Here is a 12,154-nt window from a genome sequence, read left to right on the forward strand (position 1 = left end):
TCAGTGCACCCGCACTCTCGGATCGATGAGGCTGTACGCCAGGTCCACCAGCAGGTTGATCAGGACGTACGTCATCGCGATGAACATGATGAAGCCGACCAGGACGGGGTAGTCACGGCCGTCGATGGCGGTGCGGATGAACTGGCCGATGCCGTTGAAGGAGAAGACGGTCTCGGTCAGCACGGCGCCCGAGAGCAGGGAACCGGTGAGCAGGCCACCCGCGGTGATGACCGGCAGCATGGCGTTGCGCAGCACGTGCCGGCCGCGCACCACCTTCGGGTGCAGGCCCTTGGACTCGGCGGTGCGGACGTAGTCCTCGCCGAGCACCTCCAGGACGCTGGCCCGGGTCATGCGCACGATCACGGCGAGCGGGATGGAGGCGAGCGCCAGCGCGGGCAGCACCAGGTGCATGATCGCGTCCCAGGTGGCGTCGAACTCACCGGTGAGGAGGCCGTCGAGGGTGGCGAACCCCGTCACGTCGGTGGCGTTCAGACCCGTGGAGAGGCGGCCGTAGCTGGGGAACCAGCCCAGGTGGACGGCGAAGACCTGCTTGAGCAGCAGGGCCAGGAAGAAGACGGGGATGCAGATGCCGATCAGCGAGCCGGAGACGGCGCTGACGTCCAGCCATCCGCCGCGCCGCTTGGCGGCGAGGTAGCCGAGCGGAACGCCGACGGCGACGGCGATCAGCATGGCCAGCAGCGACAGTTCGACGGTGGCCGGGAAGCGGAGGGTGAACTCGTCCCACACCGGCTGTCCGGTCTGCACCGAGGTGCCCAGGTCCAGCTCCACGATGCGCTTGAGGAAGCGCCAGTACTGGACGTAGAGCGGCTGGTCGAGGCCCAGCAGCCGGTTGATTCTCGCGACCTCGGCATCGGTCGCGCGCTCGCCCAGGATCGCTGAGGCGGGGCCGCCGGGAAGCCGGTTGAGCCAGATGAAGAGCAGGACCGACAGGCCCAGCAGCGTGGGTATGAGCTGGAGCAGTCTTCGTGCGACGAGACGCAGCACCGCGCATGCCCCTTTCTGACGTACGTGTTGCCTGATGGACGCGTCCGCCCGGCCGCCTTGGGTGCGGCGGCCGGGCGGAGCGGGGATGCGGTGCCTGGGTACCGCGGCTTACTTGAAGGAGACCTCGGCGAAGTTCTCCTGCGTCAGCGGCGACACCTTCGGCGGGACGACGTTCTTGCCGAACGCGATGGCCGGGGGCGAGGAGGAGACGGGGAGACCCGGCAGGTACTCCATGATCGCCTCGTTGGCCTTCTTGTAGGCCTCGGTGCGCTCGTCACCGGTCAGCGTGGAACCGGCGTTGACGGTCTCGAAGAGCTTCTTGTCCTTGAAGCCCCACTGCTTGTCGTACTCGGCGAACCAGGTGCCGATGAAGTTGAAGCCGTCGTTGAAGTCACCGGTCCAGCCGAGCATGTGCAGCGCGCAGGAACCGGCCTCGGTGGCGTCCAGGTAGTCCGGGGCCCACTTCATCGGCTTCGGGGTGACGGTGATGCCGGCCTTCTCCAGGTCGGCCTTCATCAGCTCGAACAGGTCCTGCGGGGCAGGCATGTACGGGCGGGTGACCTCGGTCGGGTAGCAGAACTCGATCTTGAGCTTCTCCTCCCCGGCCTTCTTCAGCAGGTCCTTGGCCTTGGCGGTGTCGAACGGGTACTGCTTGACCTTGTCCGAGTAGCCCGCGATGGTGTCGGGCATGAACTGCGTGGCGACCTTGCCGCCCTCGGGCAGCTGGGTGGCGACCAGGTTCTCGCGGTCGACGGCGTGCGCGATCGCCTGGCGGACCTCCTTCTTCTTCAGGGCCGGCTCGGCCCCCTGGGACATGCCCACGTAGAAGAGGTTGAAGACGCCACGGGTCGGGACCTGGTAGCCCTCCTTCTCGAGGGTCTTCACGTCCGCGGGCGCGACCAGGTCGTAGCCGTCGATGTCACCGGCCTGGAGCGCCTGACGACGGCCCTCCTCGGTGTCCAGCGTACGGATGACGATGTTCTTGACCTTGGCCTTGTCGCCCCAGTAGTCGTCGAAACGCTCGAGGGTGACTTCCTTGTTGCCCTTGTTCCAGCCCTTGATCTTGTACGGGCCGGTACCGGCGACCGTGCCGGCCTTCTGGCTGTACTCGGGGTACGTGATCGCGTCGCCCTTGGCGGTCGCGTCCTGCTTCTCGTACTCCTTGATCGCCTTCGGCGAGTGGATCGCCAGGGCGTTCAGCGAGAAGCCGCCGGGGAGGTTGGCGGTCGGCTTCTTCACCTCGATGACGGCGGTGTTCTCGTCCTTCGCGGTGCAGGACTTGTAGTTGGCCTCGGGGGCCTCCTTGTCCTCGTTCTTGGCGAAGCCGCCCATGACGGTCTGCCAGTAGTAGGACACCGCGCTGGACTGGTAGGTGCCGGCCCAGTTGAACCAGTGGTCGTAGTTGGCGCACACCGCGGCGGCGTTGAACGCCTCGCCGTCGTGGAACTTCACGCCCTTGCGGAGGTTGAAGGTCCAGACGGTGCCCTCGGGGTTGCTCTCCCAGGTCTCCGCCAGGCCGCCCACCAGCTTGCTGCCGCCGGACTCGTGCTCCAGCAGGGCCTCGAAGGCCTGGCGGGTCACACGGAACGTCTCGCCGTCGCTGGCGAGCGCCGGGTCGAGCGAGCTCGGGTCGCCCGGGGCGCCGAAGACGAAGGTGTCCTTGGCGCCGTCGCCGGAGCCTTCATTGTCGCGCTCGCTGGTGCACGCCGACGCGATCATTCCGACCGCCAAGGCGGCCGTTATCGCCCGAGCGACGCGGGATTTGACTATGCGCATACGGGGCCACTCCGGGGTTCACTGGTGGGTGCCTGCTGACCGATCGAACATTACTCAGGGCTCTACGCGAGGAGAACAGTCCGCATAGTGGTGATACCTAGCTGAGATCTGAACAGCTGACGAACCCGGCAAATCACCTGTAGCGGTGGGCCGTTCGGAGGCCGCGTTACACGATGGAAACGTCCGGGATGTCGCCCGCGAGCTGCACGAACGTGCGGGTTCCCTGGCCGTGCGCGGGAGTTGCCGGGCGTCTCGCGGCCGCGGGGCCCGGCGGTCCGGGCGACGGGCCGAACACCCGGCTGTCTCACGGCAGACGCCGACGGGGGTCGCGACGGACGACGGCGACGCCGACGGGCGTCGAACGGTGGAGCGAGGGGAACGAACGGTGGGGCGAGGGTAACGGCGGCGGTCAGCGCACGGCCGGGTAGCCGTACCCGCCGCGGCCCGAGCCGGCCGGCCCGTGGGCCTCGCGGTCGTAGAAGGGACGGGCGTTGGCCCGCATCCAGAGCGCGACCGGGTCGTGTTCGTCGGCCATGGCGACCGTGGAGACGGCCAGCCCGTCCGGCACCACGCCGACCGACTGGCTCATCATCGCCCGCACCGACTCCACCGCCGCCGGCGACGTCTCGTACACGTCGAGGCCGACGGCGAGGTAGGGCGCGCCGAGCGCCGGCTGCACCCAGGCGCGGCGCAGCGCCCGCACCGCCGGGGTGCGGTGGGCGTTCTGCACCAGCAGGGCGTAGAACTGGGGCACCTCGATGGCCGGTTCGGACAGCCGCAGCGGCCCGGCCGGCTGACGGTCGAGGCCGGCGACGATCCGGCGCAGGTCCAGCCACGGGATGCCGACCCCGCCGCCGGGGGCGTGCGGGTTGAGCCACAGGCCGTGGTGGTCGGGGTAGAGGCCGCGGGCCGCCTCGAGGGCGTCGGTCACCTCGTAGCCGCGCGTCCAGCCGCTGGCGGACAGCTCCTGGTCGGAGGTCACGCAGGGGACGTAGAAGTACCCGTCGACCTCCATGCTCCCGTAGCGCGCGTCGGGGGCGCCGGACCGGCCCTGCCACAGCAGCATCCACAGCCGGCCGGCGGACGGGTTCGCGAGGGCGCGCAGCAGCGCCTCGTAGGCGTCATAGCGCCCGGGCGTCACCTGGCGCAGCATCTGCTCCACCTGCCCGGCGGCGGCCGTGCCCGACGCGCTCACCTCAACCAGCCCTTCGCGAAGACATTGGTTCCGCCCCATCGATGTCCGACAGCGAGTGTTCGACCGGGATTATGAAACCAGCTTAAGCCGGGTGAGAGACACCACCTTGACCGAGCCGTGAGGTCCCGGGCGATTTGCCCCGTCAGGGCGCCCGGTCACAGGGCGCCGAAGAACGGCCGCACCTTGGTGCGCAGGTAGTCGCAGACCGGGTCCGGCACGGCGTCCAGCAGCACCAGGTTGACGGGCCAGGGCACCGGGTGGCGGCCCAGGGCGCGGCCCAGCGCCTCCAGCGGCAGGGCGCGGGCGTCGCCGGAGGGGGCGTCCCAGGTGGTGAGTTCGACGCCGACGAACAGCGCGGGCTCCGCCGTCTCGACCGCGGCCAGGCAGCGGCGGGCGCTCGCGACCACCCCGAGGGCGGCGAACTCCTCGGAGGCGGCGCGCAGGAAGTCGACCGGGTCCTCCTGCCAGTCCGGCTCCCGGAGGCGGACCCGGCCGCCGCTGCCGGCGCCGCCGGGTCCGGCGGCGCGGCACAGTTCGGCGACCGCCTCCGGGGTCAGCGGCAGCCCCACCGCGCCGTCCGGGTTGACGACGATGCCGACCTCGGGCGGCAGGCCGCGGGCGAACTCCACGACCGGGGCGATGGTGAACGACATGTGGGAGCCGACCACGCGCTGGAACTGCTCCTGGGAACTGAAGACCGGCACGAAGGTCTGGCCGCCCAGGTCGACGGTGGGCAGGTCGAGGCTGACGCTGTCGCGGCCGCCGCCCTCGGGCAGCGGGATCCACACGAAGCTGCGGGTGAGCACCTCGAGCACCCTGGCGCCGGTGGCCGGGGACGCCGGGGCGGCCGCCGAGGCCGTCAGCACCTCCTCCAGCTCGTTGCCGGGCCATCCGCCCGCACGGGCCTGTTCGTCCGCCGCGAAGTTCATGCCTACCGCCTGGGGTTCTGCGCTGTCCGCTGCCGTCGTCGCGGTCCGTCCCGCCACGGCCGGCCGGACTGCGGTTGGTCAGACTACGGGACGGCCGCGGGCCGTTCGGGGGCGAACCCGATGCCCCGCAGCGAGCGCGCGGCGGAGCGGTCCAGCAGCACCGCCGAGCCGCAGTCCCGCGGCAGCAGCCCCCGGTCCCGGACGTCGGCGAGCAGCTGCCCGACCGCCCTGCGGTGCCGGGCGAAGGCGTACCGGGAGACGCCGCGCCCCCGCGCCCGCTGTCCCTGAAGGGCCTCGCCCGCGCTGACGTCGAGCAGCACGAGGCGCATCGCCCCGCCGCGCCGCCGCGCCGCGCGCCCCAGCCAGGAGCGGACCCAGCGCTGGGTGCCGCAGTCGTGCACCACCACCGGGCGCGGGCCGCGCAGGGCGCGCCGCAGGCCCGCGTAGTGGTCGAGCCGCACCAGCGGCCGGTAGACGGCGTAGGGCAGCGAGCGGGGCATCCGGGCGTCCCAGCGGTCCCGGGTGTCCTGGCTGTCGACCCGTACGGCGTCCTCTCCGACCACCCGCCGCATCATGGTCGACTTGCCGCTGCCCGGCAGCCCGGTGACCACCACCACGTCGTTCGCCCCGAAGGTCAGCCGCTCTCCGGCCGCGCCACGGGCCACGCCGCCGGGGCCGCCCCGCAGGTCGCGGACACTTCCCGCGGCCGTCTCCCCCGCCGCGCAGCACCCCGGCCGGTCCGCGCCCTCGGTCCGCACCCGCCCGGTCCGCGTCCGCTCGCCCGCCCAGGAGCGCGCCCGGTGGCGCGCCCCGGGGCCGGTCACGGGCACGGCGTACGCGGCGCCGGCGATCGTCCTCTTCACGTGGTCGTCCTCCCCCTCAGGTTCGGGACCTGGAGCATCCCCCTCGAGTGTAAAGAGAAGGTAATGCGCGGTCGTCTCATTTACGCCCGGTTCCCGCCACAGTCCCGCAACACACGGGGGTCCGCCAGGGCCCCGGAGGGCCGTGCGATGATGTGCGGGTCAACTGCATACCGGCCGCTTGAATCCGCGCGGGAGAGTCCCGGGGACCGGACCCATGTCTTCTCGGACGTGGCGTCGGCCCGGGCGCCGAAGGAGCAAGTCCCTCCCTTGAATCTCTCAGGCCCAGTCACCGCGCGGGCGAGGCACATCTGAAAAGCGGTCCGCCCCCGGGGCGGTCCCACCCACGGTGCAAGCTCTGGCCCCGGACCGTCATCCCGTCCGGCGTTCATGGCGAACCTCTCAGGTTCCGATGACAGATGGGGAGGAACACTCCACCGTCATGTCCTCGCCCGTACCGGGAGTCCGCCCATGAGCAGTTCCGACCTCCGCCACACCGCGCTCGACGCCGTGCACCGTTCGCTCGGCGCCACCATGACCGACTTCGCCGGCTGGGACATGCCGCTGCGGTACGGCTCCGAGCGCGACGAGCACAACGCCGTGCGCACCGGCGCCGGCCTCTTCGACCTCTCGCACATGGGTGAGATCACGGTCACCGGGCCGCAGGCGGCCGAGCTGCTGAACTTCGCCCTGGTCGGCAACATCGCCACCGTCGGCGCCGGCCGCGCCCGGTACACGATGATCTGCCAGGAGGACGGCGGCATCCTCGACGACCTGATCGTCTACCGCCTCGCCGACGCCGAGGACGGCTCCCCGGTCTTCATGGTCGTCGCCAACGCCTCCAACGCCCAGGTGGTCCTGGACGCGCTCACCGAGCGGGCGGCCGGCTTCGACGCCGAGGTGCGCGACGACCGCGACGCCTACGCCCTGATCGCCGTCCAGGGCCCCGCCTCCGCCGGCATCCTGGCCTCCCTCTCCCCCAAGCTCTCGACTTCGCTCGACCAGGGAGGTGCCCCCACCGCCGACCTCGACGGCCTGAAGTACTACGCCGGCCTGCCGGGCACCGTGGCCGGCGTGCCGGCGCTGATCGCCCGCACGGGTTACACCGGCGAGGACGGCTTCGAGCTGTTCACCGCCCCCGAGCACGCCGAGAAGGTGTGGCTGGCACTGACCGAGGCGGGCGCCCCCGCCGGGCTGATCCCCTGCGGCCTGTCCTGCCGGGACACCCTGCGCCTGGAGGCCGGCATGCCGCTGTACGGCCACGAGCTCTCCACCTCGCTCACGCCCTTCGACGCCGGGCTCGGCCGGGTCGTGAAGTTCGAGAAGGAAGGTGACTTCGTGGGCCGCGAGGCGCTGGCCGCGGCCGCGGCCCGCGCGGAGCAGAAGCCGCCGCGCAAGCTGGTCGGCCTGATCGCCGAGGGCCGCCGGGTCCCCCGTGCGGGCTACTCCGTGGTCGCGGGCGGCGAGGTGATCGGCGAGGTCACCTCCGGCGCCCCCTCCCCCACCCTGGGCAAGCCGATCGCGATGGCCTACGTGGACGCGGCGTACGCCGGCGCCGGCACGGCCGGCGTGGGCGTGGACATCCGGGGCACCCACGAGCCGTACGAGGTCGTGGCCCTGCCGTTCTACAAGCGCCAGAAGTAACCCTTTCCGTCGCACACGTCGCACATCCCGTCCGACACCCCCCTTTCCTCCCTTTCCCGGTTCTTCCGGACCTTCGGAAACTCCCCGCGTACAGGAGAATCTCTGCCATGAGCAACCCCACGGACCTGCGCTACAGCAAGGAGCACGAGTGGCTCTCGCCCGTCGAGGACGGCGTCGCCACCATCGGCATCACCAAGTTCGCGGCCGACGCCCTCGGTGACGTCGTCTACGCCCAGCTTCCCGAGGTCGGCGAGTCCGTCTCCGAGGGCGAGACCTGCGGCGAGCTGGAGTCGACCAAGTCGGTCTCCGACCTCTACTCGCCGGTGTCCGGCGAGGTCACGGAGATCAACGAGGACGTCGTCAACGACCCGTCCCTGGTGAACTCGGAGCCCTTCGAGGGCGGCTGGCTCTTCAAGGTCCGCCTCTCCGAGGAGCCGACCGACCTGCTGACGGCCGACGAGTACACCGAGTTCGCCGGGAACTGAGCCTGATGTCGACCCTGAACACTCCCCTGCACCAGCTCGACCCCGACGTCGCCGCGGCGATCGACGCCGAGCTGGCGCGCCAGCAGTCCACCCTCGAGATGATCGCGTCGGAGAACTTCGCTCCGGTCGCCGTCATGGAGGCCCAGGGCTCGGTGCTGACCAACAAGTACGCCGAGGGCTACCCCGGCCGCCGCTACTACGGCGGCTGCAAGCACGTCGACGTGATCGAGCAGATCGCGATCGACCGTCTCAAGGAGCTCTTCGGCGCCGAGCACGCCAACGTGCAGCCCCACTCGGGGGCCCAGGCCAACGCCGCCGTGATGCACGCGCTGCTGAAGCCGGGCGACACGATCATGGGCCTCAACCTGGCCCACGGCGGGCACCTGACCCACGGCATGAAGATCAACTTCTCCGGCCGGCTCTACGAGGTGGTCCCGTACCACGTCGGCGAGGACGGCCAGGTCGACATGGCCGAGGTCGAGCGCCTGGCCAAGGAGTCGCAGCCGAAGCTGATCATCGCCGGCTGGTCCGCCTACCCGCGTCAGCTGGACTTCGCCGCGTTCCGCCGGATCGCGGACGAGGTCGGCGCGTACCTGATGGTCGACATGTCGCACTTCGCGGGCCTGGTGGCCGCGGGCCTGCACCCCAGCCCGGTCCCGCACGCGCACGTCGTCACCACCACGACGCACAAGACGCTCGGCGGCCCGCGCGGCGGTGTGATCCTTTCCACGGCCGAGCTGGCCAAGAAGATCAACTCCGCGGTCTTCCCCGGCCAGCAGGGCGGCCCGCTGGAGCACGTGATCGCCGCCAAGGCGGTGGCCTTCAAGGTCGCCGGCTCCGAGGAGTTCCAGGACCGCCAGCGCCGGACGCTGGAGGGTTCGCGGATCCTCGCCGAGCGCCTGGTCCAGGGCGACGTGACGGCGGCCGGGGTCTCGGTCCTGTCCGGCGGCACGGACGTCCACCTGGTCCTGGTCGACCTGCGCGACTCGGAGCTGGACGGTCAGCAGGCCGAGGACCGGCTCCACGAGATCGGCATCACCGTCAACCGGAACGCGGTCCCCAACGACCCGCGCCCGCCGATGGTGACCTCCGGTCTGCGGGTCGGCACCCCGGCGCTGGCCACCCGCGGCTTCGGCGCGGAGGACTTCGCCGAGGTCGCGGACGTGATCGCCGAGGCCCTCATGGCCCCGACGCCGTTCCCGGCCGACACCGCGACCGCCCTGCGGGTGCGGGTGGAGGCGCTGGCCGCCAAGCACCCGCTCTACCCGTCGCTGTGACCACTCGGACACGGTAGGTACGATTTTCGTACCACCTGGGGTGTTCCGTACGATTCCTGTACGTCTCGGGGGCGTCCGTCCACCATCACCCGGTGGGCGCGGCGCCCCCGCGCCCTTCCCCCGCACGTCCCGTGCACCTGTACCGCCAGCCAACGATTCAATGAGGAGTCGACGTGGCCGTCTCGGTCTTCGACCTGTTCTCGATAGGCATCGGCCCGTCGAGCTCCCACACCGTGGGCCCGATGCGCGCCGCACGCATGTTCGCCGCCCGTCTGCGCAACGAGGACCTGCTGGAGGCCACCGCCTCCGTCCGCTGCGAGCTCTACGGTTCGCTCGGCGCCACCGGCCACGGACACGGCACCCCCAAGGCGGTGCTGCTCGGGCTGGAGGGCGACTCGCCCCGCACGGTCGACGTCGAGTCCGCCGACGAGCGCGTCGAGAAGATCAGGCAGACCGGCACTCTGCGCCTGCTCGGCGAGCAGGAGATCCCCTTCGACTTCGACGCCGACCTGGTGCTGCACCGCCGCGAGGCCCTGCCGTACCACGCCAACGGCATGACGGTCGCGGCCTACGACCACGCGGGCGCCCAGCTGCTCCACAAGACCTACTACTCGGTCGGCGGCGGCTTCGTCGTCGACGAGGAGGCCGTCGGCGCGGACCGCGTGAAGCTGGACGACACGGTGCTGAAGTACCCGTTCCGCACCGGTGACGAGCTGCTGCGCCTCACCAAGGAGACCGGGCTGTCCGTCTCCTCCCTGATGCTGGAGAACGAGAAGGCCTGGCGTACCGAGGAGGAGATCCGCGGCGGCCTGCTCGACATCTGGCGGGTGATGCGCCAGTGCGTCGACCGCGGCATGTCCCGCGAGGGCATCCTCCCCGGCGGCCTCAAGGTCCGCCGCCGGGCCGCCGTCACCGCCCGCCAGCTGCGCGCGGCCGGCGACCCGCTGGCCCACTCCATGGAGTGGATCACCCTGTACGCCATGGCGGTCAACGAGGAGAACGCGGCCGGCGGCCGGGTCGTCACCGCCCCCACCAACGGCGCGGCCGGCATCGTCCCCGCCGTCCTGCACTACTACCTGAACTTCGTCCCGGGCGCGGACGAGGACGGCGTGGTGCGCTTCCTCCTCGCGGCCGGCGCGATCGGCATGCTCTTCAAGGAGAACGCCTCCATCTCCGGCGCCGAGGTCGGCTGCCAGGGCGAGGTCGGCTCCGCCTGCTCGATGGCCGCGGGCGCGCTCGCCGAGGTGATGGGCGGCTCCCCCGAGCAGGTCGAGAACGCCGCCGAGATCGGCATGGAGCACAACCTGGGCCTCACCTGCGACCCGGTCGGCGGCCTGGTCCAGATCCCCTGCATCGAGCGCAACGGCATGGCCGCGGTGAAGGCCGTGACCGCCGCGAAGATGGCGCTGCGGGGCGACGGCTCGCACAAGGTCTCCCTCGACAAGGTCATCAAGACCATGAAGGAGACCGGCGCGGACATGTCGGTCAAGTACAAGGAGACGGCGCGGGGCGGGCTCGCGGTCAACATCATCGAGTGCTGACCGGGCGTCGGGCGGCCGGTCGGGCACGGCTAGGCTCACCCGCCTGAGGCCGCTCCGGGGAGGGGGCGGCCGGGGTGCCGCTCCTCGCGGGGCGGCGAGGGAGGGGACGATCGTGGGCCGATCCGCGGGAGCCGTGCGCAGGGGGGCGGTGAGCCGACCCGCGGGAGCCATGCGCAGGGGGGCGGTGGGCCGACCCGCGGGATCCGTGCGCGGGCGACTGGTGGCCGCCGCGCTGGCCGTGGCCCTCGGGGCGGCGGGATGCGCGGCCGACCCGCGACCGGGCGCGCCCGCCCCGTCGGGCTCGGACGGCAGGGCGTCGGGGGTCCCCCCCTCCCCTCTCTCGTGGGAGTTCACGCACCTCGCGGACTTCGACGGCACCCTCACCAGCTTCGCCGCGCTCGCGGAGGACGACGTGTGGGCGGTGGGCAGCGAGAACGTCCTCCCGGCCGACCCTCATCTGCTGCACTTCGACGGCACCAGGTGGAAGGACGAGCCGCTGCCCGACGCCCTCGGTGAGGCGAAGTTCAGGCTGCGGTTCGAGGTGATCGGTGAGCGGGAGCTGTGGCTGGGGCCCGCGGACCGGGCCGACGAGGCCGCTTCCTGGGCCAGGTGGGACGGCACCCGCTGGTCCGCCGTGCCGAATCCCCCGCCCGCCCCGGTCGGGGACCTCGAGGCGGCGGGTCCCGACGACATCTGGGCCCTCTCCGAAGGACAGACCGCCCTGCACTGGAACGGCGCCCGCTGGAACTCGGTCCCGCTGCCGTACCCCGCAGCCGACCTCGCGGTGGCGGGGCCGGACGACGCCTGGGCGGTCGGCCACCGCGGCACCGGTCCGGGCACCGAGCCGGAGGGCGGCCTGCCCTACACCCAGCCGGCGACCATGCACTGGGACGGTGCCACCTGGAAGCCGGTGGCCACACCGCTGTACCGCTTCGACGACCCGGTCCCGCCGGAGGCCGGCGCGAGCCTCGACCAGGTCTTCGTGCTCGACGGCGGCGAGATCCTGGCCCATGGACGGCACAGCTACAACCACGGCGAGGTGGAGAACGAGCCGCCGGACGAGGCCGTCCGCCTGCGCTGGGACGGGGAGAAGTGGGTGGAGCGGCAGACCCTGCCCGACCGCTGTGACGGGATCCCGGCCGCCCAGGACGGTGAGGGTCTGTTCCTCCTCAACGGCAGCCGGTACCTGACCGAAGACGGCCGCTGCCTGAAGCTGCGGTCCCCTCGTCTGCCCCTGTCGACCGGCGCCCGCAAGGACTCCCGGCAGTCGCTGTCGCTGGAGGAGATCCGCAGGGTGCCCGGCACCGAGGAGTGGTTCGGCGCGGGACACGTCCAGGTCAACCAGTCCGGCGATCCCTTCGGGGCGCCCGTCGTGGTGCGCCTGAAGCGTCGCGGCTGAGAAGGTCGCGACTGAGAAGAGGGCGGATGAACGGAAACGGGAC

At 71.6% G+C, this 12,154-nt stretch carries 10 protein-coding genes and 1 riboswitch; of the genes, 5 read left to right on the forward strand and 5 right to left on the reverse strand.

What is annotated here, in order from left to right; translation table 11 throughout:
- The 5 genes from ACFRAV_RS08650 to ACFRAV_RS08670 form a co-directional block, all read right to left on the reverse strand.
- Window positions 1–1,005: an ABC transporter permease gene (locus tag ACFRAV_RS08650; RefSeq protein ID WP_351111921.1), complete on the reverse strand. Its 1,005-nt coding sequence runs from the start codon at window positions 1,003–1,005 to the stop codon at window positions 1–3.
- A gap of 108 nt (window positions 1,006–1,113) precedes the next feature.
- Window positions 1,114–2,781: an ABC transporter substrate-binding protein gene (locus ACFRAV_RS08655; RefSeq protein WP_382552795.1), complete on the reverse strand. Its 1,668-nt coding sequence runs from the start codon at window positions 2,779–2,781 to the stop codon at window positions 1,114–1,116.
- 409 nt (window positions 2,782–3,190) lie between these two features.
- Complete coding sequence (locus ACFRAV_RS08660; RefSeq protein WP_351111917.1) at window positions 3,191–3,976, reverse strand: enhanced serine sensitivity protein SseB C-terminal domain-containing protein; 786 nt, start codon at window positions 3,974–3,976, stop codon at window positions 3,191–3,193.
- A gap of 155 nt (window positions 3,977–4,131) precedes the next feature.
- Window positions 4,132–4,905: an enhanced serine sensitivity protein SseB gene (locus ACFRAV_RS08665; RefSeq protein ID WP_382552797.1), complete on the reverse strand. Its 774-nt coding sequence runs from the start codon at window positions 4,903–4,905 to the stop codon at window positions 4,132–4,134.
- A gap of 83 nt (window positions 4,906–4,988) precedes the next feature.
- The gene (locus ACFRAV_RS08670) at window positions 4,989–5,663 is read right to left on the reverse strand and encodes an AAA family ATPase (protein ID WP_382552879.1); all 675 of its coding nucleotides are present in this window, start codon (window positions 5,661–5,663) and stop codon (window positions 4,989–4,991) included.
- A 284-nt stretch (window positions 5,664–5,947) separates the two neighbouring features.
- Window positions 5,948–6,070: riboswitch (glycine riboswitch) on the forward strand.
- 166 nt (window positions 6,071–6,236) lie between these two features.
- On the opposite strand from ACFRAV_RS08670, the gene gcvT reads away from it, so the two are divergent.
- The 5 genes from gcvT (at window position 6,237) to ACFRAV_RS08695 (ending at window position 12,111) form a co-directional block, all read left to right on the forward strand.
- Window positions 6,237–7,409 carry a glycine cleavage system aminomethyltransferase GcvT gene (gene gcvT / locus ACFRAV_RS08675; RefSeq protein WP_382552799.1) on the forward strand — a complete coding sequence of 391 codons (1,173 nt, stop codon included), beginning with the start codon at window positions 6,237–6,239 and terminating at the stop codon, window positions 7,407–7,409.
- A 107-nt stretch (window positions 7,410–7,516) separates the two neighbouring features.
- On the forward strand, window positions 7,517–7,894 hold the full coding sequence (gene gcvH / locus ACFRAV_RS08680) for a glycine cleavage system protein GcvH (protein ID WP_382552801.1): 378 nt from the start codon (window positions 7,517–7,519) through the stop codon (window positions 7,892–7,894).
- 5 nt (window positions 7,895–7,899) lie between these two features.
- The gene (glyA, locus tag ACFRAV_RS08685; RefSeq protein WP_382552803.1) at window positions 7,900–9,171 is read left to right on the forward strand and encodes a serine hydroxymethyltransferase; all 1,272 of its coding nucleotides are present in this window, start codon (window positions 7,900–7,902) and stop codon (window positions 9,169–9,171) included.
- A gap of 173 nt (window positions 9,172–9,344) precedes the next feature.
- On the forward strand, window positions 9,345–10,712 hold the full coding sequence (locus tag ACFRAV_RS08690) for an L-serine ammonia-lyase (RefSeq protein WP_382552805.1): 1,368 nt from the start codon (window positions 9,345–9,347) through the stop codon (window positions 10,710–10,712).
- 205 nt (window positions 10,713–10,917) lie between these two features.
- Window positions 10,918–12,111 carry a hypothetical protein gene (locus ACFRAV_RS08695; RefSeq protein ID WP_382552807.1) on the forward strand — a complete coding sequence of 398 codons (1,194 nt, stop codon included), beginning with the start codon at window positions 10,918–10,920 and terminating at the stop codon, window positions 12,109–12,111.
- Window positions 12,112–12,154: the final 43 nt, after the last annotated feature.

This window comes from Streptomyces sp. NPDC056600 (assembly GCF_042792855.1).
Classification (GTDB): domain Bacteria; phylum Actinomycetota; class Actinomycetes; order Streptomycetales; family Streptomycetaceae; genus Streptomyces.

Excerpts from the sequence above, each read along its gene's own strand:
- ACFRAV_RS08655 (WP_382552795.1), bottom strand. The coding sequence starts at position 2,781 with ATGCGCATAGTCAAATCCCGCGTCGCTCGGGCGATAACGGCCGCCTTG.
- ACFRAV_RS08665 (WP_382552797.1), bottom strand. The coding sequence starts at position 4,905 with ATGAACTTCGCGGCGGACGAACAGGCCCGTGCGGGCGGATGGCCCGGC.
- gcvT (WP_382552799.1), top strand. The coding sequence starts at position 6,237 with ATGAGCAGTTCCGACCTCCGCCACACCGCGCTCGACGCCGTGCACCGT.
- gcvH (WP_382552801.1), top strand. The coding sequence starts at position 7,517 with ATGAGCAACCCCACGGACCTGCGCTACAGCAAGGAGCACGAGTGGCTC.
- glyA (WP_382552803.1), top strand. The coding sequence starts at position 7,900 with ATGTCGACCCTGAACACTCCCCTGCACCAGCTCGACCCCGACGTCGCC.